Origin of the sequence: Arthrobacter sp. NA-172, from assembly GCF_043952055.1 — a bacterium.
Lineage (GTDB): Bacteria > Actinomycetota > Actinomycetes > Actinomycetales > Micrococcaceae > Arthrobacter.
Window position 1 is genome coordinate 320,631 of sequence record NZ_JBINOT010000001.1, and the last position, 25,999, is coordinate 346,629.

General features: G+C 63.8%; 18 protein-coding genes and 6 pseudogenes. 20 read left to right on the forward strand and 4 right to left on the reverse strand.

Going from position 1 to position 25,999, the window contains the following annotated elements:
- Window positions 1-19 precede the first annotated feature (19 nt).
- The 19 genes and pseudogenes from aroC (at window position 20) to ACF0H6_RS01750 (ending at window position 19,970) form a co-directional block, all read left to right on the forward strand.
- The gene (gene aroC / locus ACF0H6_RS01660) at window positions 20-1,219 is read left to right on the forward strand and encodes a chorismate synthase (RefSeq protein WP_395248207.1); all 1,200 of its coding nucleotides are present in this window, start codon (window positions 20-22) and stop codon (window positions 1,217-1,219) included.
- Window positions 1,219-1,785 (forward strand): shikimate kinase, encoded by a 567-nt coding sequence (locus tag ACF0H6_RS01665; RefSeq protein WP_395248208.1) that lies wholly within the window; start codon window positions 1,219-1,221, stop codon window positions 1,783-1,785. The genes aroC and ACF0H6_RS01665 overlap by 1 nt, the downstream gene beginning before the upstream one ends.
- Window positions 1,782-2,873 carry a 3-dehydroquinate synthase gene (aroB, locus tag ACF0H6_RS01670; protein ID WP_395248209.1) on the forward strand — a complete coding sequence of 364 codons (1,092 nt, stop codon included), beginning with the start codon at window positions 1,782-1,784 and terminating at the stop codon, window positions 2,871-2,873. The genes ACF0H6_RS01665 and aroB overlap by 4 nt, the downstream gene beginning before the upstream one ends.
- Window positions 2,870-3,391 (forward strand): tetratricopeptide repeat protein, encoded by a 522-nt coding sequence (locus ACF0H6_RS01675; RefSeq protein ID WP_395248210.1) that lies wholly within the window; start codon window positions 2,870-2,872, stop codon window positions 3,389-3,391. The genes aroB and ACF0H6_RS01675 overlap by 4 nt, the downstream gene beginning before the upstream one ends.
- Before the next feature lie 157 nt (window positions 3,392-3,548).
- Window positions 3,549-4,114, forward strand: a pseudogene (gene efp, locus ACF0H6_RS01680) (elongation factor P).
- Window positions 4,114-4,524, forward strand: a complete 411-nt coding sequence (gene nusB / locus ACF0H6_RS01685; RefSeq protein WP_059389192.1) for a transcription antitermination factor NusB — start codon at window positions 4,114-4,116, stop codon at window positions 4,522-4,524. The pseudogene efp and the gene nusB overlap by 1 nt, the downstream one beginning before the upstream one ends.
- A gap of 308 nt (window positions 4,525-4,832) precedes the next feature.
- Window positions 4,833-5,416 (forward strand): annotated as a pseudogene (pyrR, locus tag ACF0H6_RS01690) (bifunctional pyr operon transcriptional regulator/uracil phosphoribosyltransferase PyrR).
- Complete coding sequence (locus ACF0H6_RS01695) at window positions 5,413-6,426, forward strand: aspartate carbamoyltransferase catalytic subunit (RefSeq protein ID WP_395248211.1); 1,014 nt, start codon at window positions 5,413-5,415, stop codon at window positions 6,424-6,426. Before pyrR ends, ACF0H6_RS01695 begins: the two are co-directional and overlap by 4 nt.
- On the forward strand, window positions 6,426-7,772 hold the full coding sequence (locus ACF0H6_RS01700; RefSeq protein WP_395248212.1) for a dihydroorotase: 1,347 nt from the start codon (window positions 6,426-6,428) through the stop codon (window positions 7,770-7,772). The genes ACF0H6_RS01695 and ACF0H6_RS01700 overlap by 1 nt, the downstream gene beginning before the upstream one ends.
- Window positions 7,772-8,290, forward strand: a complete 519-nt coding sequence (locus ACF0H6_RS01705; RefSeq protein WP_395248213.1) for a hypothetical protein — start codon at window positions 7,772-7,774, stop codon at window positions 8,288-8,290. The genes ACF0H6_RS01700 and ACF0H6_RS01705 overlap by 1 nt, the downstream gene beginning before the upstream one ends.
- Window positions 8,271-9,534, forward strand: a pseudogene (carA, locus tag ACF0H6_RS01710) (glutamine-hydrolyzing carbamoyl-phosphate synthase small subunit). Before ACF0H6_RS01705 ends, carA begins: the two are co-directional and overlap by 20 nt.
- Window positions 9,534-12,854, forward strand: coding sequence for a carbamoyl-phosphate synthase large subunit (gene carB, locus ACF0H6_RS01715; RefSeq protein ID WP_395248214.1), 3,321 nt, complete (start codon window positions 9,534-9,536; stop codon window positions 12,852-12,854). Before carA ends, carB begins: the two are co-directional and overlap by 1 nt.
- Window positions 12,847-13,743 (forward strand): orotidine-5'-phosphate decarboxylase, encoded by an 897-nt coding sequence (pyrF, locus tag ACF0H6_RS01720; protein WP_395248215.1) that lies wholly within the window; start codon window positions 12,847-12,849, stop codon window positions 13,741-13,743. Before carB ends, pyrF begins: the two co-directional genes overlap by 8 nt.
- A gap of 109 nt (window positions 13,744-13,852) precedes the next feature.
- On the forward strand, window positions 13,853-14,179 hold the full coding sequence (mihF, locus tag ACF0H6_RS01725; protein WP_395248216.1) for an integration host factor, actinobacterial type: 327 nt from the start codon (window positions 13,853-13,855) through the stop codon (window positions 14,177-14,179).
- A gap of 42 nt (window positions 14,180-14,221) precedes the next feature.
- The gene (gene gmk, locus ACF0H6_RS01730) at window positions 14,222-14,794 is read left to right on the forward strand and encodes a guanylate kinase (protein WP_395248217.1); all 573 of its coding nucleotides are present in this window, start codon (window positions 14,222-14,224) and stop codon (window positions 14,792-14,794) included.
- 39 nt (window positions 14,795-14,833) lie between these two features.
- Complete coding sequence (gene rpoZ, locus ACF0H6_RS01735) at window positions 14,834-15,094, forward strand: DNA-directed RNA polymerase subunit omega (RefSeq protein ID WP_028267125.1); 261 nt, start codon at window positions 14,834-14,836, stop codon at window positions 15,092-15,094.
- 26 nt (window positions 15,095-15,120) lie between these two features.
- Window positions 15,121-16,368 (forward strand): bifunctional phosphopantothenoylcysteine decarboxylase/phosphopantothenate--cysteine ligase CoaBC, encoded by a 1,248-nt coding sequence (coaBC, locus tag ACF0H6_RS01740; RefSeq protein WP_395248218.1) that lies wholly within the window; start codon window positions 15,121-15,123, stop codon window positions 16,366-16,368.
- Window positions 16,369-16,460: 92 nt separating this feature from the next.
- A pseudogene (metK, locus tag ACF0H6_RS01745) lies at window positions 16,461-17,689 on the forward strand (methionine adenosyltransferase).
- 128 nt (window positions 17,690-17,817) lie between these two features.
- Window positions 17,818-19,970 (forward strand): annotated as a pseudogene (locus tag ACF0H6_RS01750) (primosomal protein N').
- Here the strand turns inward: ACF0H6_RS01750 and ACF0H6_RS01755 are convergent.
- The 4 genes and pseudogenes from ACF0H6_RS01755 to ACF0H6_RS01770 form a co-directional block, all read right to left on the reverse strand.
- Entirely contained in the window at window positions 19,967-21,052 is a 1,086-nt protein-coding gene (locus ACF0H6_RS01755; protein WP_395248219.1) for a glycosyltransferase family 4 protein, read from the reverse strand. The pseudogene ACF0H6_RS01750 and the gene ACF0H6_RS01755 overlap by 4 nt on opposite strands.
- Window positions 21,049-21,996 (reverse strand): alpha/beta fold hydrolase, encoded by a 948-nt coding sequence (locus ACF0H6_RS01760; protein ID WP_395248220.1) that lies wholly within the window; start codon window positions 21,994-21,996, stop codon window positions 21,049-21,051. Before ACF0H6_RS01760 ends, ACF0H6_RS01755 begins: the two co-directional genes overlap by 4 nt.
- A 10-nt stretch (window positions 21,997-22,006) precedes the next feature.
- Window positions 22,007-22,889, reverse strand: a pseudogene (locus tag ACF0H6_RS01765) (aldo/keto reductase).
- 54 nt (window positions 22,890-22,943) lie between these two features.
- The gene (locus ACF0H6_RS01770) at window positions 22,944-23,906 is read right to left on the reverse strand and encodes a sugar-binding transcriptional regulator (RefSeq protein WP_395248221.1); all 963 of its coding nucleotides are present in this window, start codon (window positions 23,904-23,906) and stop codon (window positions 22,944-22,946) included.
- Window positions 23,907-24,031: 125 nt separating this feature from the next.
- On the opposite strand from ACF0H6_RS01770, the gene ACF0H6_RS01775 reads away from it, so the two are divergent.
- Window positions 24,032-25,843: a glycerol-3-phosphate dehydrogenase/oxidase gene (locus ACF0H6_RS01775; RefSeq protein WP_395249849.1), complete on the forward strand. Its 1,812-nt coding sequence runs from the start codon at window positions 24,032-24,034 to the stop codon at window positions 25,841-25,843.
- The last annotated feature ends 156 nt before the right edge of the window (window positions 25,844-25,999 follow it).

The window sequence follows — 25,999 nt, forward strand, 5'->3', positions numbered from 1 at the left end:
ACATGGCAGGATTGGATATATGTTGCGTTGGTTGACTGCCGGTGAATCCCATGGCCCGGCCCTGCTTGGAATTGTTGAAGGCGTTCCCGCCGGTGTGGAACTCACCAGTGAGGAAATCCGTGACGCCTTGGCCCGCCGCCGTCTTGGCTACGGTCGCGGCGCCCGCATGAAGTTTGAGCAGGACGAGGTAAGCATCCTCGGTGGCGTCAGGCACGGCGTCACGCAAGGCGGCCCCGTCGCCATCCAGATCGGCAATACCGAGTGGCCCAAATGGGAGCAGATCATGTCTGCCGATCCCGTAGACCCCGCCGTCCTTGCCGACCAGGCCCGCAACGCTCCTTTGACCCGTCCGCGTCCTGGCCACGCGGATTTCACCGGCATGCAGAAGTACGGGTTCCCCGAAGCGCGCCCTGTTCTTGAGCGCGCCAGCGCCCGCGAAACTGCCACACGGGTTGCCCTGGGTACGGTTGCTTCGCAGTTCCTGAAGCAGCTTGGAATCGAACTCGTCAGCCACACAGTTTCCATCGCGAGCGTTACCGTTCCCGAGGGACGGCCGCTGCCCGTACCGTCGGACGTTCTGGCCCTGGACGCGGACCCCTTGCGCTGCTTCGACCGCGAAACTTCGGACGCCATGGTGGCCGAGGTTGACGCCGCGCATAAGGAAGGCGAAACCCTCGGAGGTGTTGTCGAGGTGTTGGCCTATGGTCTTCCCCCGGGACTCGGCAGCTACGTCCACTGGGACCGTCGCCTTGACTCCCGATTGGCTGCGGCATTGATGGGCATACAGGCCATCAAGGGCGTCGAAGTCGGCGATGGCTTCCTGACTGCTGCGCGCCGGGGCTCGGCAGCGCACGATGAAATCGTCAAGGATGAAACCGGCCGAATCGTGCGCACCACCAACCGGGCGGGCGGCATTGAGGGCGGCATGAGCATCGGCGAAGTCCTGCGCGTCCGCGCAGCAATGAAGCCCATCGCCACCGTACCGCGCGCGCTGAAGACCATCGACGTCAGCACCGGTGAACCTGCCAAAGCCCACCACCAGCGTTCGGACGTCTGCGCGGTCCCGGCGGCAGGCGTTGTGGCCGAGGCCATGGTGGCCCTTGTGCTGGCCGAAGCTGTCGCCGAGAAGTTTGGGGGCGACTCCGTCGCGGAAACCGCCCGGAACCTTCGGGGTTACCTGGACAGCATCCCGGCGACCCTGGACTCGGTCGGCCACTAGTGGTCCGCGGTACCTCGGGCGCCGGTCACGGGCCTGCAATCGCGCTGGTGGGTCCGATGGCGGTGGGTAAATCCGTCATCGGCCACCAGCTTGCCCATCAACTTGGCGTGCCTTTTGTGGACACGGACGCCGTCATTGTTGAGCATCACGGCACTATTGCCGATATTTTCGTCGGTCGTGGAGAGCATGCCTTCCGCGAGATCGAGGCCAGAACGGTGGCACGCGCCGTCGAGGCCGCGAACGCCAATGGTTCCGTTGTTTCACTCGGTGGTGGCGCGGTATTAGACTCCGGCACGCAACAGCTCTTGGCTGATTGCACCGTGGTCTACCTCGAATGCGATGCGGAGACGGTCGCTGAGCGGATTGCCCGCAACACCGGACGGCCGCTTTTGGCGGGGGATGCCATGGCCCGCTGGCAGGCCCTGTTTGCAGCCCGACGTCCTGTTTATGAACGCCTGGCAGACATTATCGTGGACGTCCGGTCTGGAACCGTGGCGGAAATCGCCCTCCATGTGGAGGAAAGACTGCGTGAATACGCGGCCTTGAAAGAGGAAGTGCAAAAGTGAGCAACGAAGCAACTGTCATCAAGGTCACTGGCCAGTCAGCCAACGAGAACTACGACGTCGTCGTCGGGCACGGTCTGCTGGAGACCCTCCCGGCGAAGCTGGGGGAGCGTGTCAGACGGGTCCTCGTGATCCACCCGCGCGCACTGCGGCTTACGGGCGACGCTGTCCGTGCGGAGCTTGAATCTGCCGGATTCACTGCACTTACGGCCGAAATTCCCGACGCGGAGGAAGGCAAGCACATCCAGGTTGCGGCCTTCTGTTGGCAGGTGCTCGGCCAGAACGACTTCACCCGCTCTGACGCCATCGTGGCGGTTGGCGGCGGAGCTGTCACGGACCTCGCCGGTTTCGTCGCCGCTACCTGGCTCCGTGGCGTCAAGGTCATCCACATGCCCACGAGCCTCCTCGGCATGGTGGATGCCTCGGTCGGTGGCAAGACGGGAATCAACACCGCAGAAGGAAAAAACCTCGTAGGTTCCTTCCACCCGCCCGCGGCTGTCCTGGCAGATCTGGACACGCTCCAGACCCTGCCCAAGAACGAATTGATCTCCGGCATGGCCGAGGTCATCAAGTGCGGTTTCATCGCCGATCCCGCCATCCTGGACCTCGTGGAAAACAAGCCGGAAGAAGTCACGGACCCCGGCTCGGCCGTGCTGCGCGAGCTGATCGAACGCGCCATTGCCGTCAAAGCCAAGGTGGTTTCGGAGGATCTCAAAGAATCCGGCTTGCGCGAAATCCTCAACTACGGGCACACTCTCGGCCACGCAATCGAACTCGTGGAACGCTACTCTTGGCGCCACGGGGCGGCCGTTTCGGTGGGCATGATGTTTGCTGCCGAGCTCGCTCGCAGCGTAGGCCGGCTTTCCGACGTCGACGCCGACAGGCACCGCACCATCCTTGAGGGACTCGGGCTGCCGATCACGTACCGTCGGGACCGCTGGCAGGGCCTCCTCGACGGTATGCGCCGCGACAAGAAATCCCGCGGTGACCTCTTGCGTTTTGTGGTGCTCGACGGCGTGGCCAAGCCTGGGATCCTCGACGTTCCGGACACTTCGTTGCTTTTCGCCGCTTACCAGGAGATCGCATCATGACCACTGAGACTTTCAGCAGCATCAGCGATTGGCCCACAGGCGGCTTTCCAGGAGTGCGCACCAATCCGGACACGCTCTTGCCCGCCATCGTCAACGAGGAAGCTATGCAGTCGGCATTGGCCCATTCCACGGATCCGGCCGACCGCATCATGGCACTCATGCTCGAGGGCCATCCCGGGGAGGCCGCGGAGTTGCTCGCAGAAGCCCGCTACAGCGATCCCGAGTCCTTCAAACTGCGGATCATCGAAGCCGAACTGCACCGCGCCACCAACCGCTTCGACCGCGCAATTGAGCTCTTCCGCCGGCTGCTCGGCGAAGTCCACGGAACCGTCAAGGAGCCGATTGTCCACCAGTATCTGGGTCGCGCCCATTTCGTGGCCGGGAACCCCGTGGCCGCCGCAGAGTCGTTCACCAAGGCACTGGACCTGCGCGTCGCCCTGGCTGCCGATGCTTCCCTGATCTACGCCTCCGCCGTCGCTTTGCAACGGGCCCGCAACGCCCTCGAACTCGCCTCCTGAAAAAGGGTCCGGCAGCCCCGGTTCATTTTGCCGGTAGAATGGACTTTGGATTTTTGATAAATACGCGCTGGCGGCCGTTGAGGCATGTCAGATTGGCATACCCGGCTGGAAGCTAGAAACCGTAGCTAGAACCAGTGAGAGAAACCAGAGGATACTAGTGGCAACCACAAATGACATCAAGAACGGAACCGTGCTGAAGCTCGAGGGCCAGCTCTGGAACATCATTGAGTTCCAGCACGTCAAGCCGGGCAAGGGCGGCGCGTTCGTGCGCACCAAGATGCGCAACGTCATGTCCGGCAAGGTGGTCGACAAGACTTTCAACGCCGGCCTCAAGATCGAAACTGCCACCGTTGACCGCCGTGACTACCAGTACCTGTACCAGTGATGGCGCGGACTTCGTGTTCATGGACACCCACGATTTCGACCAGATCACCGTTTCCGGTGCCACGGTGGGCGACGCCACCAACTTCATGCTGGAAAACCAGATGGTCAACATTGCGATCCACGAGGGCAACCCGCTCTACATCGAGCTGCCGCCGAGCGTTGTGCTTGAAATCACCTACACCGAGCCGGGCCTGCAGGGCGACCGCTCTTCTGCCGGAACCAAGCCCGCCACCCTCGAGACCGGCTACGAGATCCAGGGTACCGCTGTTCGTTGAGAACAACACCAAGGTCAAGGTAGACACCCGCGACGGCAGCTACCTGGGCCGGGTCAACGACTAATGAGCGCCCGTGGCAAGGCCCGTAACAGGGCCCTCGAAGTACTGTTCGAGGCGGAGCAGCGTTCCGCCTCCGCTTTCGAGGTCTTGAAGGCCCGGCGGGAAATGACCGATTTGGTGGTCAACCCGTACACCGTGGACATTGTCGAAGGCGTAGTGGCCATGCAGCCCACCATCGACGAATTCCTGCAGACCTATGCCCAAGGCTGGACCCTGGAGCGGATGCCGGCCGTTGACCGCATCATCCTGCGTATCGGGGCCTGGGAGCTCCTCTACAACGACGACGTGCCGGACGGTGTGGCGGTCAGCGAAGCAGTGGCGCTGGCCAAGGTCATGTCCACCGACGAATCGCCGGCGTTCATCAACGGCCTCCTCGGCCGTTTGCAGACGCTGAAGCCTTCCCTGCTCGCCTAGGCGACGCAGAAACCTATGAAGGGCCGGCGGACACAGGAAACTGTGGACGCCGGCCCTTCGTTTTTAGCCTCGTCGTGGTTCTTTTCCTGCGTCGTGGGGCTCATCTGCGGACCCTTTACGACGCGGTAATTCCCTGACGCACCCCCTCCCCTAGCGGCGCCCGAATCCGGAGCACCGTGGACTGTGAGCTAAAACGCACTGCCCGGGGCGATAGCTCGCCAGCCGGGTGTCGGCTCTGTGGTAATTTTGGAGAGCAAATGTTCCTTTTTTAATTCCGTCCCGTGAGGCGGGGAAAGGGGAGACGAGCGATGACTGAAGTCACTGCGCCGGTGCCATCCCGGGTTGTTCTCAACCAAGCGGACATCGACCGTGCGCTCACTCGTATCGCCCACGAGATCCTCGAGGCCAATAAGGGTTCCCAGCGACCTGGTTCTTCTCGGCATCCCACGACGCGGCTATCCGCTCGCCGTGCGGCTGGCAGAGAAGATCGCCGCAGCGGATCCTTCCGTGAATGCCTCGGCTATCGTCGGTCAGCTGGACGTCACCATGTTCCGTGATGATCTTTCCCACCAGCCGGCCATGGCCGCCTTATCCCACGAGGCTCCCGTTGTCCGGCATCGACAACAAGGTTGTTGTCCTGATCGATGATGTCCTGTACTCCGGCCGCACCATCCGGGCCGCTCTCGACGCGATCATCGACCTTGGCAGGCCCCGCATCGTTCGCCTCGCGGTCCTCGTGGACCGCGGCCACCGCGAATTGCCCATCCGCGCGGACCACGTAGGCAAGAACCTGCCCACGTCATCCTCGGAAAAAGTTCGGGTCCACCTTGAGGAACTTGATTCCGTGGACGGTCAGCCCATCAACGAAGTAGTGATCGAGGCCGGCGCATGAAGCACTTGCTTTCCACCGAGAATCTCAGCGCAGCGAACGCAATCCGTATCCTGAACACCGCCGAAGAGATGGCGGCAGTGGGGGACCGGGAGGTCAAGAAGCTGCCCGCCCTCCGCGGCCGCACTGTGGTTAACCTTTTCTTCGAGGACTCGACCCGCACTCGTATTTCCTTTGAGGCAGCGGCAAAGCGCCTCTCCGCCGACGTGATCAACTTTGCGGCGAAGGGCTCCTCGGTTTCCAAGGGCGAGTCCCTCAAAGACACCGCGCAGACACTCGCCGCCATGGGCGCCGATGCCGTGGTTATCCGCCACTGGGCTTCCGGCGCGCCGCACCGCCTGGCCGCGACCGACTGGATCGACGCGGCCGTCATCAATGCCGGAGACGGCACCCATGAACACCCGACGCAGGCTCTGTTGGACGCCTTTACGATGCGCCGTCATTGGGCCAAGCTGAGGGGCTCAGCGTCTGCTGGCGCGGACCTCACGGGCATGCGGGTGGCCATCGCCGGCGACGTCCTGCACTCCCGCGTCGCGCGTTCGAACGTCTGGCTGCTGCGCACGCTTGGTGCGGAAGTTACCCTGGTGGCGCCGCCCACCTTGCTGCCGATCGGCGTCGAACACTGGCCTTGCAAGGTCAGTTACAACCTCGACGAGACGCTTGAGGCCGGCGTCGATGCCATGATGATGCTGCGGGTTCAGGGTGAGCGCATGAATGCATCGTTCTTCCCTTCCACCCGCGAGTATTCGCGCCGCTGGGGCTTCGACGATGCCCGCCTGCGTGCCCTTGACGATCTGGGGCTCAAGGACACCATCATCATGCACCCCGGTCCCATGAACCGCGGCTTGGAGATTTCCTCCGCCGCCGCCGATTCCCCCCGCTCCACCGTGCTGGCCCAGGCCCGCAACGGTGTTTCGGTCCGGATGGCCGCGCTGTACCTGCTGCTCTCCGGGGACACCCGTGAAGCCGCCCCCACGCCGGGCGCTGCCCGTTCCGACAAGGAGAGCAACTAATGACCGAGACCGCAACAGGCACATATCTCATCCGCGGCGCGGCAATCCTCGGCGGTGCAGCAGAGGACCTGCTGATCCGCGACGGCGTGATCGCCGGACGTGGCACGGATCTGTCCGCAGACGGCGCCGTAGTGATCGAGGCCGCCGGCCTCGTGGCGCTCCCCGGAATGGTAGACATCCACACGCACTTGCGTGAACCGGGGCGCGAGGATGCCGAAACAGTTGAAACCGGGACCCGCGCCGCTGCCCTGGGTGGTTACACAGCGGTGCACGCCATGGCGAACAGCAACCCTGTGGCGGACACGGCCGGCGTCGTCGAACAGGTCCACAGCCTGGGCCGCGCTGCCGGCTGGGTGGACGTCCGTCCCGTCGGTGCGGTCACAGTTGGACTCGCCGGTGAGCAGCTCGCCGAACTTGGCGCCATGGCCGACTCCCGTGCCCAGGTCCGTGTCTTCTCCGACGACGGCATCTGCGTGCACGATCCGGTGCTGATGCGCCGGGCCCTGGAGTACGTCAAGGCGTTCGACGGCGTCGTTGCCCAGCACGCGCAGGAACCGCGCCTCACCGCCGGCGCCCAGATGAACGAGGGCACCGTCTCCGCCGTGCTCGGCCTTGCCGGCTGGCCTGCAGTGGCCGAGGAAAGCATCATTGCCCGTGATGTCCTGCTGGCCCAGCACGTCGGCTCCCGCCTGCACGTCTGCCACGTCTCCACCGCCGGATCAGTGGAGATCGTCCGCTGGGCCAAGGAACGTGGCATCAACGTCACCGCGGAGGTCACGCCCCACCACCTGTTGCTGACCGACGAGCTGGTCCGCAGCTACGATCCCGTCTACAAAGTCAACCCGCCCTTGCGCACCGACGCGGATGTCCAGGCGCTCCGGGCCGGACTCGCTGACGGCACCATCGACGTCGTGGGAACGGACCACGCCCCGCATCCAAGCGAGCACAAGGAATGCGAGTGGGCCCAGGCCGCCATGGGCATGACGGGACTGGAAACTGCGCTGTCAGTGGTCCAGAAAACCATGATCGAGACCGGACTCATGACGTGGGCGGACTTTGCCCGCGTTACCTCTACGGTCCCCGCGGCCATTGGCCGGGTGGCGGACCAAGGCCGTCCGCTCGAGGCAGGCGAGCCTGCCAACGTCATCCTTGTGGACCCGACCGCCCGGTGGACGGTGGATCCGCATAAGATGGCGACCATGGGCCGGAACTCACCCTTCGCGGGCAGGGAGTTGCCGGGCGCCGTCGTCGCCACCTTCTTCAAAGGGCACCCGACCGTGCTGGACGGCAAGCTCAACACGCCGTACCGCTACTCGGCGGACGCCGCCGGAGCAGGCAGCAACTGATGGACAAATTTGCTTCCTTCCTCCTCGTGGTGGTGCTTGCCGCCGTGGTCGCCGGACTCATAGCGCTGGGCTGGCGCAACAGGCTCAAGCGCCAGGCCGGCTTCGGGCAGCTTCCCGAAGTCCCCGGGCAGCTCAGCCCTGCACGCCTTGTGGCCGAAGGCCAGTATGTGGCCACGACGACGGCGGGCGACTGGCTCGACCGGGTCGCCGTCCATGGACTCGGTTTCCGCGGCAATGCGGAAATGAGCGTACATGCCGAAGGAGTTCTCTTCGACCGTCAGGGCGGTGCGCCCCTGTTCGTTCCCGCCGGAACCGTAACCGATTGCCACAGTGCCAGCGGAATGGCCGGCAAGTTCGTGGAAAAGGACGGGCTCGTGGTGGTGAGCTGGATGCTCGGCGAACATGAGCTCGACACCGGATTCAGGACGAGGCGCGCAGCCGACAAGCAACCCCTCCTCGAAGCACTTCAAGAATTGATCTCTGCAGCCCCCCAGGCAGATGCCGATAGTGGAAAGTAAAACAGTGACGGACGACAACACAGTGACCACAACCAATCCAGCGGAGTCCACCCCGGCCGTGCTGGTCCTCGAAGACGGCCGCACCTTCCGCGGCCGCAGCTACGGCGCCACCGGCGTTGCATTGGGCGAGGCGGTTTTCGCCACCGGCATGACCGGTTACCAGGAGACCATTACGGACCCCTCCTATGCCCGCCAATTGGTGGTCCAGACGGCGCCGCACATCGGCAACACCGGCGTGAACAAAGAAGACGCCGAGTCACGCCGCATCTGGGTAGCCGGTTACGTGGTCCGCGACGCGGCCCGTCGCCCCTCCAACTGGCGCGCAGAGCGCAGCCTGGACGAAGAGCTCGTCGAGCAGGGCATCGTCGGCATCCAGGCCGTGGATACCCGCGCCATCACCCGGCACCTGCGCGAACACAAGACCATGCGCGCAGGAATCTTCTCCGGCGAGGCCGCCAACGCCTCGGACAAAGAACTTCCTGGACACCGTCCTGGCCAGCGCCCCGATGGAGGGCGCCCGCTTGGCCGAAGAAGTGAGCATCGACGAAGCCTACGTGGTGGAACCCGCGGACCACGGTTGGGACGGCGAGGCGAAATTCAGCATTGCCGCGATCGACCTCGGCATCAAGGCCATGACCCCGGCCCGCTTCGCAGAGCGCGGCGTCCGCGTCCACGTGCTTCCTGCCACCGCAACGCTGGAAGACGTCAAGGCAGTCAACCCTGACGGCTTCTTCATGTCGAACGGTCCCGGCGACCCCGCCACCGCTGATATCCAGGTGAAACTGCTCCGCGCCGTGCTTGACGAGAAGCTGCCCTACTTCGGCATTTGCTTCGGCAACCAGATCCTCGGCCGGGCACTCGGCTTCGGCACCTACAAGCTCAAGTACGGCCACCGCGGCATCAACCAGCCCGTCATGGACCGCCGCACCGGCAAGGTCGAGATCACCTCGCAGAACCACGGCTTCGCCGTCGACGCTCCCATGGACGGCGCCACCATGGCGCCGGAAGAGCGCTTCGGCCGCGTGGAGGTCAGCCACGTGAGCCTCAACGACGACGTCGTCGAAGGGCTTGCCTGCCTCGACATTCCTGCCTTCTCGGTCCAGTACCACCCCGAAGCAGCAGCAGGACCGCACGACGCCGCCTACCTCTTCGACCGTTTCATCGACCTGATGGAAAGTACGAAGAATGGCCAGGACGCCGCCACTCAGACATCGAACTCCGCGAAGAACGAGGACACCAAGTAATGCCAAAGCGTACAGATCTCAAGAGCGTCCTTGTCATCGGTTCCGGCCCGATTGTGATCGGCCAGGCGGCCGAATTCGACTACTCCGGAACCCAGGCCCTGCGGGTACTCAAAGAGGAGGGCCTGCGCGTCATCCTCGTGAACTCCAACCCGGCCACCATCATGACGGACCCCGAGTTCGCCGATGCCACCTACGTCGAGCCCATCACGCCCGAGGTGGTCGAAAAGATCATCGCCAAGGAGCGCCCGGACGCCATTCTGCCTACCCTTGGCGGACAGACGGCCCTCAACACAGCCATCGCCTTGGACAAGAACGGTGTGCTCGAGAAGTACAACGTCGAACTCATCGGCGCCAACATCGCCGCGATCGAACTCGGCGAAGACCGCGAGAAGTTCAAGGGCGTCGTGGAACGCTGTGGCGCCGAGTCGGCCCGCAGCCACATCATCCACACCATGGATGAGGCACTGACCGCCGCTGTAGACCTCGGTTACCCCATGGTTGTCCGCCCGTCCTTCACCATGGGCGGCCTGGGCTCCGGTTTGGCCTATAACGAAGAAGACCTGCGGCGCATCGTGGGCCAGGGCCTGCAGTACAGCCCCACGTCCGAGGTCCTTCTCGAAGAGAGCATCCTCGGCTGGAAGGAGTACGAGCTCGAGATGATGCGCGATAAGAACGACAATGTCGTTGTTGTCTGTTCCATTGAGAACTTCGATCCCGTAGGTGTCCACACCGGCGACTCCATTACCGTGGCACCGGCTTTGACGCTGACGGACCGCGAATACCAGCGGCTGCGCGACATCTCCATCGCCGTCATCCGCGAAGTCGGCGTCGATACCGGTGGCTGCAACATCCAGTTCGCCATCGAACCTGACACGGGACGCGTCGTCGTCATCGAAATGAACCCGCGCGTCTCGCGGTCATCGGCGCTGGCCTCCAAAGCCACCGGTTTCGCGATCGCGAAGATCGCCACCAAGCTCTCCCTCGGCTACACCCTGGATGAGATCCCCAACGACATCACGCAGAAAACTCCGGCGAGTTTCGAGCCGACCCTCGACTACGTCGTCGTCAAGGTTCCGCGCTTCGCGTTCGAGAAGTTCCCGGCCGCTGACAACACGCTGACCACCACCATGAAGTCGGTCGGCGAAGCGATGGCTATGGGCCGCAACTTCACGGAAGCCCTGCAGAAGGCCCTCCGTTCCCTCGAGCAGAAGGGTTCGCAGCTGGACTTCAGCCACGTGCCCGAGTGGGAAATTCCGGACCTCATCGAAAAGGCCAAGCGCCCGACGACGGACCGCCTCTACCAGGTGCAGCGCGCCTTGCTCGGAGGTGCTTCGGTTGAGGACCTCTACGCTGCCACCAAGATCGACCCGTGGTTCCTCGACCAGCTGCAACTGCTCAACGAGACCTCCCAAGAGATCCGCAAGGCCGGCGCGCTCACCGAGGACATGTTTCGCCACGCGAAGCGCCACGGTTTCTCGGACGAGCAGATCGGTGCCCTGACCCACAACTCGGAGGCCGTTGTGCGCGGCGTTCGCCAAGCACTGGGCATCCGCCCCGTGTACAAGACCGTGGATACCTGCGCCGCGGAGTTCGCCGCCTACACCCCGTACCACTACTCCTCGTACGACGAAGAAGACGAGGTCGGCCTGCACTCCAAGCCGTCCGTCATCATCCTGGGTTCCGGTCCCAACCGCATCGGACAGGGCATCGAGTTCGACTACTCCTGCGTCCACGCCTCCATGGCGCTGCGCAAGGCCGGCTACGAGACCGTCATGGTCAACTGCAACCCGGAAACCGTGTCCACGGACTACGACGTGTCGACGCGCCTCTACTTCGAACCGCTGACCCTTGAGGACGTCCTCGAGGTCATCGCAGCCGAAGAGCGCACAGGCGGCGTCATGGGTGTGTTCGTGCAGCTCGGCGGCCAGACCCCGCTCAAGCTCGCACAGCAGCTCGCCGACGCCGGTGTTCCGATCCTTGGCACATCACCGGAAGCCATCGACCTCGCCGAGCACCGCGGCATGTTCTCCCGTGTGCTTGACCGGGCCGGGCTGATCGCCCCGAAGAACGGCACCGCGGTCTCCTTTGAGGACGCCAAGAAGATTGCCGACGAAATCGGCTACCCGGTCCTCGTCCGCCCGTCGTATGTACTGGGCGGCCGCGGTATGGAAATCGTCTACGACGAGGCCAACCTTTCGCGCTACATCGCGAACGCCACTGAGATCACTCCGGACCATCCGGTGCTGATCGACCGCTTCCTGGAGGACGCCGTCGAAATCGACGTCGACGCACTCTTCGACGGGACGGACATGTACCTCGGCGGAATCATGGAGCACATCGAGGAAGCCGGTATCCACTCCGGTGACTCTGCATGCGTCCTGCCTCCGATCACCCTTGGCAACAACGTGATCGAACGCGTCCGCACGGCTACACGGGCCATCGCGGAGGGCGTCGGCGTCCGGGGCCTCATCAACATCCAGTTCGCTCTGGCCTCCGATGTGCTTTACGTGCTCGAAGCCAACCCGCGTGCTTCCCGCACCGTACCGTTCGTCTCTAAGGCAACGGGCGTACAAATGGCCAAGGCGGCGGCCCTGATCGGCATGGGCGTCACTATCAACCAGCTGCGCAGCGCCTACAAGATGCTGCCGGAAACTGGCGACGGTTCAACCCTGCCGCTCGACGCGCCTGTCGCGGTGAAGGAAGCCGTGCTGCCGTTCAGCCGTTTCCGGACTCCGGAAGGCAAGGTAGTGGACTCGCTGCTCGGCCCGGAAATGCGTTCCACCGGTGAGGTCATGGGCATCGACAAGCACTTCGACACCGCTTTCGCCAAGAGCCAGGCCGCGGCCAACAACGCGCTGCCCACCGAAGGCAAGATCTTCGTTTCTGTCGCCAACCGCGACAAGCGTTCGGTGATCATGGGCGTCAAGCGCCTGTCCGATCTCGGTTTCGAGATTGTCTCCACGGGTGGCACGGCGGATGTCCTGCGCCGCAACGGCATCCAGGCCTCCCCGGTGCGCAAGGTCGCCGAAGGCAGCAGCGCCGAAGGCGAAGGCACCATCGCAGACCTCATCATTGCCGGCGAGATCGACATGGTCTTCAACACCCCCTCGGGTGGCGAAGCCCGCAGCGATGGCTACGAACTGCGCGCCGCCGCGACGTCCATCGGCATCCCGTGTATCACCACTGTGGCCGAGTTCAACGCCGCTGTGCAGGCCATCGAGGCACTGCGTACTTACGAGTGGTCGGTGACGAGCTTGCAGGAGCACGCCGCGGCGCTGCTCGCTTCCCAGGCCGCTGCAGCCGAGGCCGTCAATGCCTGAGTCCACCGCAGCCGGGCGGGCTGTTCTTAGCTCGGGGCCCCGACAGCCGTTCGGCTCCCGCCTGGCCGCCGCGATGACTGCCCGCGGCCCCTTGTGCGTCGGCATTGACCCGCACCCGGGGCTGCTGGCGGACTGGGGAGTGAACGACGACGTCGCAGGGCTGGAGCGCTTTTCACTCACCGTCGTGGAAGCCGTGGCAACCCTCGCTGCCGCGGTGAAGCCTCAGGTGGCGCTGTACGAGCGGCACGGCTCAGCAGGCATTGCGGTGCTGGAACGGACCCTTGCAGCGGCATCCGCGGCCGGCGTGCTGAGCATCGCCGACGCCAAGCGCGGAGACATCGGCTCCACGATGGCCGCGTACGCCGATGCCTGGCTGCGGGATGGGTCCGCCCTGGCTGCGGATTCGGTCACGCTGAGCCCGTACCTCGGCTTCGAGTCGCTGCGGCCCGCGCTGGACCTTGCGGCCGAGTATGGCCGCGGTGTTTTCGTGCTCGCCCTGACGTCCAACCCGGAGGGGAAGTCCGTGCAGCACGTTGGCGGTTCTGAGTCCGTGGCCCGTCGGATCATCGAGGCCGCGGCTGATGAAAACCGCCGCTATACCAACGCCATGGGTTCCGCAGGCATGGGTTCTGTGGGTCTGGTGGTGGGTGCCACCATCGGGGAGGCCTTGGTTGAACTCGGCGTGGACCTGGCTGCAGTTCGTGGACCGATCCTCGCTCCCGGTCTGGGGGCCCAGGGAGCTACTCCGGCTGATCTGCGTGCTACCTTCGGCGATGCATATCCGGCGGTCCTGGCGACGTCCAGCCGCGGAATCCTTGCCGGTGGTCCAACGATTGCCGGACTGCGTTCGGCTACCGAGGCCGCCCGGGATGGCTTGCTGGAAGGCTGAGCAAAATGTTCGTTGGTCCAGCGCATTGCGCTCGGTACTGACCACGCGGTAGCTTCAGGATCAGCTCAAACCGCTTCGCGCTTGATGCCGGCCAAAGGGGGATGTATCAGTGACGTTGAAGGCTTTGTCTCCAGAGGAACGTTCCAATGCCTTGGAAAAGGCCGCCAAAGCCCGGGCAAGGCGGGCTCTGGCGAAGGAACAGCTCAGGACCGGTGAACTCAGCATCGCCCAGTTGATCAAGTCGGCACAGACTGACGAGGCCATCGCCCGCATGCGGGTACTGGAACTCCTCGAGGCCGTCCCGGGTATTGGTCCGGTCCGGGCCACGGGCATCATGGCGGAGATCGGAATCGCCCCTTCCCGCAGGCTCCGAGGCCTGGGAATCCACCAGTCCCGGTCGCTGATAGATTTTATGGAAGACAAATACAGCGTCTAAGCATGTATTTAAAGCGCTTGAAGCCCCTCCACGAAGGACGATGTGAGCAAGAATCCGGGACTAACCGTCCTCGCAGGCCCCACTGCCGTTGGCAAGGGAACCGTATCCACGTATATCCGAGACAATTACCCCGAGGTCTGGCTTTCAGTGTCAGCCACCACCCGGGCGCCGCGCCCCGGTGAGACTGACGGAGTTCACTACTTCTTCAAATCCGCCGAGGAGTTCGACGCGCTTGTCGACGATGGCCAATTGCTGGAGTGGGCCGTTGTGCATGGCAAGAACCGCTACGGAACCCTGCGCAGCACGGTGGACGCGGCTATCGCCGAAGGCAAGTCGGTGCTCTTGGAGATCGATTTGCAGGGCGCCCGCCAGGTCAAAGCGGCAGTCCCGGATGCCAACTTCGTGTTCCTGGCTCCGCCCAGCTGGGACGAAATGGTCCGCCGCTTGGTCGGACGCGGCACCGAAACCCCGGAGGAACAGCAGCGGCGGCTGGAAACCGCTAAACTGGAACTTGCCGCTGAACCGGAGTTTGACCACACTGTCATCAATGACGACGTACGCCGGGCAGCGGACGAGCTTGTTTCACTCATGGGGCTTACCCCGCATCAGCGCTAAGCGCTAGCACTTGTCAGCCCGTTAGAATTTGGAGAATTCGTGTCCACGAACCTTGAAGGCATCATCAACCCGCCGATCGACGAGCTGCTTGCTGCTGCCGATTCGAAGTACGGCCTGGTGATCTTCGGCGCCAAGCGTGCGCGCCAGATCAACGCCTACTACGCACAGCTGCACGAGGGCCTCTTCGAGTACGTTGGCCCGCTGGTCGACACGAAGCTGAACGAAAAGTCGCTTTCCATCGCCCTGCGCGAGATCAACGAAGGCCTGCTGGTTTCCACCCCGATCGAGCCCGCAGAGTAAACAGACTGCCTGTTGACGGAGGTCACGTGCGCATAGTCCTCGGAGTCGGGGGAGGGATCGCAGCCTACAAGGTTGCATCCCTCCTCCGGCTTTTTACTGAAGCCGGACACAACGTCACGGTCATTCCCACGGAGGCTGCCAGCCGATTCGTCGGTGTGGCTACGTGGGAGGCGCTGTCCGGCAACCCGGTGAGCAACAACGTCTTTGACGACGTAGAGAAGGTCAACCACGTACGGCTCGGTCACGAGGCCGATCTCATGGTGGTTGCCCCGGCCACTGCCGACCTGCTGGCCAAGGCCGCGGCAGGCCTGGCGGGGGATCTCCTCACCAACACGCTTCTGATGGCTCATGGCCCGGTGCTGTTTGCTCCCGCCATGCACACCGAAATGTGGCAGAACCAAGCAACCCAGGCCAATGTGGAGACCCTGCGCAGCCGCGGCATGACGGTCCTCGAACCCGCCGTCGGGCGGCTCACGGGTGCTGATTCCGGGCCGGGCAGGCTCCCCGAGCCCGAAGCCATCTTCACCGCCGCCATGGCGCTTGTTGACGCCTCGATGCCTTCCACCCGGATTGTTGGCCCCAAACCATTGGCCGGGCGGACGGTCACCATTTCCGCGGGCGGCACCCGTGAAGCGTTGGATCCTGTCCGTTTCCTGGGAAACAGGTCCTCGGGCAAGCAGGGCGTTGCACTGGCTGCAGCCGCCCTTGAGGCAGGCGCGCGCGTCAAGTTCCTTGCTGCCCACATGGACGTCCAACCCCCCGCGGGCGTTGAACTGATCCAAGTGGAATCCGCCCTGGAACTCCGGGCAGCAGCGCTGGAAGCCGCCGTCGGCTCCGACGTCGTGATCATGGCCGCGGCGGTGGCGGATTTCCGTCCCGCCGAAGTTTCAGACACGAAGATCAAGAAGGTCAACGGCAACGACGCTCCTGTGGTGCATCTGGTGCAGAACCCCGACATCCTTCATGAGTTGGTAGAGCGCCGCAACGCCGAGGCCACCACACAGTTGATCATTGGATTCGCAGCCGAAACCGGCGACGCTGACGGCAATGTCCTGGAGCACGCCACCGCCAAGCTCAAACGCAAAGGCTGTGACCTTTTGGTAGTCAATCAGGTTGGCGTCGGGCAGGTCTTCGGCCAAGACCAGAATTCTGTGATCATTCTCTCCGGCCACGGTGCGGCGCCACAGTCCGCGGCAGGCTCTAAATCGGACGTTGCGGCTGCCGTTATTGACCGGATCAGTACCGAACTGAGCCGAGTACACCCGGCCACCTAGGCCTGGAGGAGGCTCATTCCCTAGCTGGTCCAATCCTTAGCATTGGGACACACGGCGGAAGCCGTCTGCCCTCAACCGAGTAAGGTAGTCGAGTGACTTTACCGCTGCACCATGAATCCCACGGAACTCCGTCCAAGCTCCGGCTCTTCACCTCAGAGTCGGTGACCGAAGGGCACCCGGACAAGATCTGCGACCAGATCAGTGACGCTATCCTTGACGCGCTCCTGGCGGCGGACCCGGAGTCGCGCGTGGCTGTCGAAACCATGGCTACTACCGGTCTTGTGCATGTGGCCGGTGAAGTCACCACGGATGCTTACGTAGAAATCCCGCAGATCGTCCGCGAGACCATCCTTGGAATCGGCTATGACTCGTCCGCCAACGGCTTCGACGGCGCGCGTTGTGGCGTGTCTGTATCGATTGGCCAGCAGTCCAACGACATCGCCGGTGGCGTCTTCAATTCCCTCGAAGCCCGCGAAGGCCGGCAGGAGGACGACTACGACCTCCAGGGTGCCGGGACCAGGGCATCATGTTCGGCTATGCGAGCGACGAAACGCCGTCCTATATGCCCACCCCCATCTGGCTCGCCCACCGCCTTTCCGAGCGGCTCACCGAAGTCCGTAAGAGCGGCGAACTGGCCTACCTTCGCCCTGACGGCAAGACCCAGGTGACAGTTGGATACGACGGCGACCGTCCCGTTTCGGTCGAAACCGTGGTTATTTCCAGCCAGCACGCCGAAGGAACCAGCCTCGATCGCCTGCGTGCCGATCTCGCCTCGCATGTGATCGATCCCGTCCTGGCCGTGGCCAACCTGGATATCTCCCACGTGGCGAACATCCTGAACCCGGCCGGCGCCTTCGTCATCGGCGGACCGGTCGGCGATGCCGGACTGACCGGCCGCAAGATCATTGTTGACACCTACGGGGGCTTTGCCCGCCACGGCGGTGGTGCGTTCTCGGGCAAGGATCCATCGAAGGTGGACCGTTCAGCGGCGTACGCCATGCGCTGGGTGGCCAAGAACGTTGTGGCCGCGGGCCTGGCCAAGCGCGCCGAGATCCAGATCGCCTACGCGATCGGCCAGGCGCGGCCTGTCGGTACGTACGTCGAGACCTTCGGCACCGAGACGGTGGACCCGGCCAAGATCAGCGAAGCGATTGCGGAGATCTTCGACCTGCGCCCCCGTGCCATCATTGACGCCCTTGACCTCAAGCGCCCCATCTATGCCAAGACGGCGGCCCACGGCCACTTCGGCCGCGACGAACCCGACTTCACGTGGGAGCGTCTGGACCGGGTTGACGAACTGAAGGAATTCTTCAACGCCTGAGCCGGCCTTTGTCCGCCCATGACTGATCCTCTTCAAGCAAGCGGTCGGGCAGAGACTTATATTGTCGGCGGTGTGTGCTTGGCTTGATCTACCAGCAAGGCATCCAGCACTTCAGGGAGGGGATAGGCATGGGCGACGATTCACTGCTTCCCTTTGCCGTCCCGTTGCCTTCTGCGGTACATCAGCCTTCCCTCGCGCATCAGCCTTCCTTGTTGCAGGGTTTCCCCGCGCGCGGGAGCGACGCCGGCGGGCCAGCCTTGGCCGCAAACAGTCCCGTTGCGCGGATCCTTGTTGAGTCCCCGCTACCGCATTTGGACAGGTCTTTTGATTACAGTGTCCCGGCCGAATTGGCGGACACCGCGTTGGCGGGTGTGCGGGTCAAGGTGCGCTTCAACGGCCAAGAGCTCAGCGGCTTCGTGCTGGAGCGCGTGGAATCCTCGGATGCCGGGCACGCGCTGACGCCTCTCCTCAAAGTGGTTTCGCCCGTTCCAGTGCTGACGCCCGCTTTGGTGGAGCTTGCCTCCAGCGTCGCGGCCCGCTACTCCGGAACGATGAGCGATGTTCTCCGCACTGCCATCCCGCCGCGGGTCGCGCGCCTCGAAAAGCGGCTGCTCGCCGGTGAGTCCCTTCTGGAGGAGCCCGCCGAACCAGGTGATGCGGCTGCTCCCCAGGCGGCCCGCGCGGACTCTGTGCCAGTTGCGTGGGCTTCCTACGCCAATGGTGCGCCGTACCTGCAGCACTTGGCCGCGGGTGGTTCACCGCGGGCGGTTCTCACGGCCGTGCAGGGTTTTGGAACCGCTGGTTGGCCGGAGCTGGTGGCATCGGCAGTGGCGGCGGTCCGTTCCTCGGGACGGGGCGCCGTGGTGGTGGTGCCTGACTACCGCGACCTCGACCGAATGGAGGCTGCCCTCCTTGCTCTCCTGCCGGCCGGGGACGTCGCGCGGCTCACCGCCGACGACGGCCAGACGCCGCGATACCGGAGCTACCTCCGGCTGCTCACCGGCGAGGCAAAAGTGGCAGTCGGCACGCGGTCCGCTGCCTATGCCCCCGTGCAAGATCTCGGCCTCGCGGTGTGTTGGGACGACGGCGACGATCTCCACATCGACCAGCGGGCCCCCTACGCACACACCCGGGAAATCCTGCTCCTGCGCTCTGAACGGGAGTCTGCCGCGTGCCTCATGGCCGCGCACAGCAGGAGCACCGAACTGCAGCGGCTCGTCGAAAGTGGTTGGGCCGTGCCCGTGGAGGCGGCCCGGACGACTGTCCGATCCAGCACACCGCGGGTGCTCAACACTGCGGACAGCTTCGAACAGGAACGTGACCCCCTCGCGAGGATCGCGCGCCTCCCCGGCGCCGCCTGCGGGCAGCAAAAGACGGCCTCGAACGCGGGCCTGTCCTTGTACAGGTGGCCCGGTCCGGTTACGCACCTTCCCTCGTCTGCGAAGATTGCCGCGAGCCTGCCAGATGTAACACCTGCCAAGGTCCTCTGGCAATCGCCGGGCAGGCTGCCTTGCCGCAGTGCCGCTGGTGTTCTACTCCGGCCCCGGAGTGGCGTTGCCGCCACTGTAGCGGCGGCCGGCTTCGCCGGGGAGCTGCCGGCGTGCTCCGGACCGCGGAAGAATTGGGCCGGGCCTTCCCGGGCAAGGCCGTCGTGACCTCCTCGGGGGACCAAGTGAAGGCTACTGTGTCAGGTGCACACGCACTGGTGGTAGCTACCGTGGGGGCTGAACCCGTGGCAGCTGGCGGCTACGCCGCGGCCCTGCTCCTGGATGGTAATTCGCTCCTGCGCAGGGAGAACCTGCGCGCCGGTGAGGACACGGTGCGTCGGTGGTTCAACGCCGCGGCGCTCGTGCGCCCCGCAGGCGAGGGCGGACTCGTGGTTGTCACCGCGGACGACACCGCAGCCACCGGCGCCCTCTTGCGTTGGGATCCGGCAGGGTATGCCTCCCGCGAGCTGGCCCTGCGGCAGGAGCTCCAACTACCGCCGGCGGTACGGATTGCCTCTGTGACAGGCAAGCGTGCCGACGTCGTGCACTTCACCGAAAGCCTGGCAGCAAACATCCAGCTAAGGACCGCGGGTCCTGCACCCGTTTCCCTCGCTACGTCTGTGGTGCGCTCCGCGGCGCAGGACAGCGACGCGGATGTCCGCACCCTGTTCTTCATCCCGTATGCACGGGCAGCCGAAGCGACGCGGGCCATGCGTGCAGTCAAAGCGGCCAGCGCGGCGAAGCGCACCTCGGGGCCCGTGCAATTAAGGCTCGACGGCGTCGATGTCCTCTAGCGCTGCTTACGGTGACGTATCGCGACGGCCTCTTCGGCCGCGGCCAGCAGTTGACGGGCCGACTCGTCCCAATTGAAGTCGGCTGCGCGCTCAACCGAACGGCGTGAGCGCGCCTGCCACAACTCCTCGTCTTCAAGCGCCTTGACGGCCGCAGCCAATTCTGCGGGAGACTCCGGGTGCACATAGCTGACGGCGTCTGCTCCCACCTCCCGGAAGATGGGAATATCGCTCGCGATCACGGGCGTGCCAAGTGCCATCGCTTCAACGAGTGGCAACCCATAGCCCTCTGCCTTGGACAAGCTGATCAGGGCAGTGGCACGCATCAACAGCGACTCGTATTCGGCATCCGTGACGCCATTGTGGAACTCTACCCGCGCACCGGGCGGCACTAGGGGCTGCAGCTCGGCACGGCGCTGGGGCGTGATCCTGCTGAGCAGGTGCAGCGTGAATCCAGGCAACTCGGCCATGCCCGAGATCATGGTCTCCACGTTTTTGTACGGCATGAACGAGCCCATGTAGAGGAGGGATTTCTCCGCACCAGCCTCCGGATCCCTCGGCACTTGACCAGGCTGCGGTGCGTTTCCCACGATCCGCACCGGGCGCCGGGTCAGATTGAACTTTGCCATGAGCGACTCGGTGGTGTGGCTGATGGTCGCAACGACGTCGGCCCGGTTCAGAAGCAGCCGTTGCGGCCAGTACGCCTTGTGATAGAGCCGCCACAGCAGCCGTACGGGTGCTGGCAGGAAGCCCGGAGGAGCCGGGTGCTGGTAGTAGATCAGGTCGTGAAGGGTCAGGACCAGCCCGTAGTTGCGTCCCCACGTGCCCATGGTCTGCATGGGACAAACCACCACATCCGCCCCCAGCTTGTTGACTTCCCGCGCCACGAACAGTTCGCGCGGGGACAGCGGGCTGCTGATATGCACGTAAGGGACGTCCGGGAGAAGCGCCAGCTGGCGTTTGTCGCTGATCAGCATGGTGACATCCGCGATCTTGGACGTCGCCGCTATGAGGCTCGAACCATAGCGGCTGATGCCGTCGTGGTGGTCCGTGCGGGTAAAGCGGGCGTCGATGACGATTTTCACGCGGGGTGTTCCTCCAGGAAGCTGCGGATGGCGGCGGCGGCCGGCGCCGGGGTTTCGTAATGGATCAAGTGCCCGACGTCGGGAATCACTACCAGCGCGCCGTCAGGAAGCAAGTCCATCAGTTTGTGCTGGTCACGAAGCAGGGCGATCTCGTCCCTTTCGCCGGCTATCAGCAACACGGGCAGATCCAGTTGGCCGGCTACCTCGGCCACATGGCTGGAGACCGAAGCGCGGAACGATTCCAGAAGGCTGGCCCGGTCGGCGAACGCGGAGAAGTACGCATCGTGTTGCCCGTGGACAAATGCCCGGAGTTCCCTGTCCCGTGTCTTGGCCATCGTGGCACTCATGATGCGAACGATCAGCCGGCTGCGCAAGACGGCGAGGCCGAGCCTTCGCGGGAGCTTGGCGGAGATCTGGTAGTACAGGACGGCCAGCTTGGTCATGAGGCCCTTGGGTCCCTCGAGCGCTGGTGCAGCGATGGGGTTGACCAGGATCAGCGGACGAATGGCACCCGGGTTCGCGGCGGCGAAGTGGCTCGCGACAATGGATCCGAAGGAATGTCCCAGGAGCACCGTGTCTGGACCGAGGTCCAAGGCAGCCATGAAACCCGTGATGAACTTTCCGTAGCGTTCCACGGTGTGCGGGTCTCCGGCGAACGGCTCCGAACTGCCGAAGCCGGGAAGGTCCGGCATGATGATCCGCATCTCCGGCAGGTGGTCTACTACCCGTAGCAAGCCGTGGTGGTCCCCGCGGAAGCCGTGGATGACCAGTATGGTCCGCGTGGCCGCCGTCGTGGTGACTGGTTCGTAGCACCAATAGGCTACGTTGCCGCCGTCGAGGTCTATGTCGGAGGCACTGGTCCGGGAGGCCAATGCCTTGCTGAAGAATTCCCGTGGGGAGGCGGGTTGGGGTTCGGGGGAGTGGTTGGTGTCCACTTGTTCCATTCGGCAGGTCCTAGTTGACGTTGTCCGGGTGTGATCCGGTGCGGTGGTGGCGTTCGAGGGCGGTCAAGCCATCCATGTCGTCGGCGTCAAGCTCGAACCCGAAGACATCGAAATTTTCCTGGATGCGAGCAGAGGTACTGGCTTTGGGAATCACGATATTCCCCAGCTGGAGATGCCAGCGGATGATGACTTGTGCGGGCGTCTTGCCGTATTTGTCCGCGAGCGCCCGGATTGCCGGATCCTCAAGTACTTGCCCGCGCCCCAACGGGCTCCACGCCACGGTGCGGATGCGCAGCTGCTCGTGCAGGGTCCGGAGCCGGTCCTGCTGCAGCCAGGGGTGCAGTTCAATCTGGTTCACGGCCGGGACCACTTCGGCCTTTTCCATGAGTATTTCGAGGTGCGCGGGCTGGAAGTTGGAAACGCCGATTGCCCGTACACGTCCTTCGCGGTAAAGGGTTTCCATGGCCCGGTAGCTTTTCCTGGAACAACCCGCGGCCCGCGCAGGGCCAGTGGATCAGGTACAGATCGACGTAGTCCAGGCCCAGATTGGCCATGGAGCTATCGAATGCCCGGAGCGTGGAGTCGTAGCCTTGGTCCTCGTTCCAGAGCTTCGTGGTGACAAAGACGTCCTCGCGGGAGAGGGTGTGCGTGCCTTCTCCGGATCCTCCGGTGGTGGCGTCCAGGCCGGAGGGGGGTATCACTGCGCTTCCGATGCCCCGGCCCACGCCGGTTTCATTGCCGTACATCGCCGCGGTATCGAAGTGCCTGTAGCCCGCGCCGAGCGCTGTGGCTACCAAAGATGTCGCATCCGCCGGGGGCACCTTGTAGAGCCCGAACCCCAACTGGTCAATCAAGACGCCGTTGTTGAGATTGAGCCGAGGCGAGGGTTTCATAGCCACGACTCTACCTACCTCGATGCCGGGAATGATTCACGATCCATCAATTATTCAGGATGCACTGCCGAAACTGACCAAACGCTTCGCGGTGGCCTCGTCCACGATGAGATCTGTTGCCAAACCCGCCCTGAGCGCTCCGCGGAGGCCGTTGATCTTGGATGCGCCCGACACCACGCAGATACGACGCCGCACCTGCCTCAGCTGGGCGTGGCTCGGGCCGGTGGAGCGCTCGTTGAGGGTGATCCCGTCTGATGAGCCGTCGCCGCGGAAGAAGACAGTGGCGACGTCGCCCACGACGTCCGAGCTTGCCAGCAGATTGAGGTCGGCCTCATCGAGGTATCCGCCTGCGTAAACGTGGCTCGGATAGTCGGAGTGCACTGAGCCTACGCCGAAGATTGCGATGCTCATCCTGGCTTGGAGACCAAGGACGCGTTGGACGCTGCGCTCATTCCACATGGCCGTTTTGGTGGAAGCGTGGTCGAAGAAAGCCGGTACCGGGAACTGCTCCACCCGTGCGCCATAGGCGATGCCGAAGCGACGCATGATGTCGCTGGCGTAGGTGATACCTGTGGTTTGCATGTTGCCCGCGCCGTTCAGTTGAACGATGGTGCTGTCGTGGGTGATCTTGCGCGTCAGATGCCTGCTGACCGCACTGATGGTTGCACCCCAAGCGACGCCGATGATGGCATTTGAGTCGACCAGGGGGCCTATGGTCCGGGCGGCCTGCATCGCCACCCGGTCAAGTGTTTCCGCCTCATTCAGGGTGTCCAGGACTGGTACCACATGGACATCCACGCCATAGCGGCCGCGGATCATTCGCTCCAATTCCGGGGCTGAATCCAGGGGACTGCGGATCTGTATTTGGACCAGTCCCGAGTCGCGTGCCGAGGACAGCAACCGGGAGACCGTTGAACGCGACGTCCGCAACTCGCGGGCGATGGCGTCCATTGTGAGGTCTTGGAGGTAGTACATCTGCGCTGCCCGGAGCGCCTCCGAATGTCGTGATCGTGGCATCTCAGTTCCCTTCTGCACGTTTGTGCAAATAGCTTGATTTCATTTTCCACTCTTTCAAAGAATAGTTGTGCAAGGTGCGTCAGCAAGTGACGCAGCGCACTTATCGAAACCCCAAGGGAGCAGTTTTGGGAGACAAGAGCATTTCCGGTTCTACCGGGGTATCACCACGTCAAGCCTCGGTTTCTGCCCTTCGTGAACGGCCGAAGGCGCAGGTGCTGATCATTGGTGGCGGCATCAACGGCGTCGGAACGTTCCGCGATCTTGCGCTGCAGGGCGTGGACGTCGCACTGGTGGAGCGCGGAGACTACTGCCAGGGCGCCAGCGGAGCCTCGTCGCACATGATCCACGGCGGCATCCGCTACCTCGAGAACGGTGAATTCCGTCTCGTGCGCGAATCTGTAGTGGAACGCAACCGGCTCTTGAAGATCGCTCCCCACTATGTGAAACCGCTGCAGACCACCATCCCCATCTTCAGCACATTCTCCGGAATACTTTCAGCTCCGCTCCGCTTCCTCACGCACAAGCAGGGCAAGCCGAAGGAGCGCGGCGCGTTCCTCATCAAGCTCGGGCTGAGCTTGTACGACTTCTTCTCCCGCGACGGCGGCAGCGTGCCCCGTCACCAGTTCCGTGGCCGTGAAACTGCGCTGGAAGAGCTCCCGCGCCTGGATCCCGCCATCAAATACACAGCCACCTACTTCGACGCCTCCGTGCACAATCCGGAGCGCCTGACGCTCGACGTACTCCAGGACGGTGAAAAGGCGGGCGTCGGAAGCAGCCTGCCGGGCGGCAGCGCACGCGCCAGCAACTACGTCTCCTTGGTTTCCACGGATTCCGCAGCTGGCGTCGACGCAGGCGCACCTGGTTGCGTCCTCTTGCGGGATGAACTCACCGGCGAAGAGTTCAGTTTCCAGGCCGATGTCATCGTCAACACCACGGGCGCCTGGGTAGACCTCACCAACGAGGCCCTGGGAGCCGCAAGCCGCTTCATGGGAGGGACCAAAGGCTCCCACATTGTGCTCGACCACCCGGAACTGCTTGAAGCTTGTAGCGGCCGGGAGATTTTCTTCGAGCATACGGACGGCCGGATCGTCCTGATCTATCCCATGGGTGACCGTGTCCTGGTGGGTACCACCGACGTCGACGCCGACATGGCGAAGGACGCCGTGTGCACCGAAGCGGAAATCGACTACTTCTTTGACCTCGTGGGGCATGTCTTCCCGTCAATCACGGTGGACCGCAAGCACATCGTCTACAGCTTCGCCGGCGTCCGCCCCCTGCCGCGGCATGACGACACCCAGCCGGGATTCGTGTCTCGCGACTACCGCATCGAACGGCGTGAGCCCGCAGCTGCCGGCGACTCGGCCACGCACGGCGGGAAGGCCGGCGTCGTACTCTCATTGATCGGCGGAAAGTGGACCACCTTCCGCGCCCTGGCCGAACACCTGAGTAACGACGTCCTGCGTGAGCTGGGCATGGAACGGAAGGTCTCGACGGCGAAGCTCGCCATCGGCGGCGGCTCCGGCTTCCCGAAGAGCGAAGACGCAATCCAGGACTGGGTCAAAAGGCACCTGGCTCCCGGTCTCGACGCCGATCGGGTCAGTGGACTGCTGACCCGCTATGGCACCCGCGCCGAGGATGTCATCGCCTACCTCAACGCAGGCGAGGATCAAAAACTGCGCTCGACGAACGAGCTCAGCGTCCGGGAACTGGAGTTTATGGCGGCCAACGAGCAAATCGGCCACCTCGTGGATGTCCTCATCCGACGTACCTCGCTCGCCTTCCGCGGGCTGGTCACAGGGGAATTGCTCAATGAGATCGCTGAAGTCCTCGGCGGGCAGCTTGGGTGGGATTCCGCAAAGCGCGAGTCGGAAATCCACCACGCACAGGAGGTGCTTCTGCGTTTTCACGGCGTGACTGTTCACAGTCTCGTCGCATGAAAGTAATGTACGTCACATCAGCTTGACAGTCCCGGCCGAGAGGCCGGAACACAAGGGTTGCGGAGTTCCGGTGGATAGCGGAGCGCCGCAACCGGGACGGCGCCCATGGACGCCGTCCCAACGGCCCCATCAAATCTGCGGGGCTGACAACAGAAG

What these genes read in the sequence shown, in the direction of transcription:
- aroC (WP_395248207.1), top strand. Translation starts at nt 20, where the DNA reads ATGTTGCGTTGGTTGACTGCCGGTGAATCCCATGGCCCGGCCCTGCTT.
- ACF0H6_RS01675 (WP_395248210.1), top strand. Translation starts at nt 2,870, where the DNA reads ATGACCACTGAGACTTTCAGCAGCATCAGCGATTGGCCCACAGGCGGC.
- nusB (WP_059389192.1), top strand. Translation starts at nt 4,114, where the DNA reads ATGAGCGCCCGTGGCAAGGCCCGTAACAGGGCCCTCGAAGTACTGTTC.
- ACF0H6_RS01695 (WP_395248211.1), top strand. Translation starts at nt 5,413, where the DNA reads ATGAAGCACTTGCTTTCCACCGAGAATCTCAGCGCAGCGAACGCAATC.
- ACF0H6_RS01700 (WP_395248212.1), top strand. Translation starts at nt 6,426, where the DNA reads ATGACCGAGACCGCAACAGGCACATATCTCATCCGCGGCGCGGCAATC.
- ACF0H6_RS01705 (WP_395248213.1), top strand. Translation starts at nt 7,772, where the DNA reads ATGGACAAATTTGCTTCCTTCCTCCTCGTGGTGGTGCTTGCCGCCGTG.
- carB (WP_395248214.1), top strand. Translation starts at nt 9,534, where the DNA reads ATGCCAAAGCGTACAGATCTCAAGAGCGTCCTTGTCATCGGTTCCGGC.
- pyrF (WP_395248215.1), top strand. Translation starts at nt 12,847, where the DNA reads ATGCCTGAGTCCACCGCAGCCGGGCGGGCTGTTCTTAGCTCGGGGCCC.
- ACF0H6_RS01760 (WP_395248220.1), bottom strand. Translation starts at nt 21,996, where the DNA reads ATGGAACAAGTGGACACCAACCACTCCCCCGAACCCCAACCCGCCTCC.
- ACF0H6_RS01770 (WP_395248221.1), bottom strand. Translation starts at nt 23,906, where the DNA reads ATGCCACGATCACGACATTCGGAGGCGCTCCGGGCAGCGCAGATGTAC.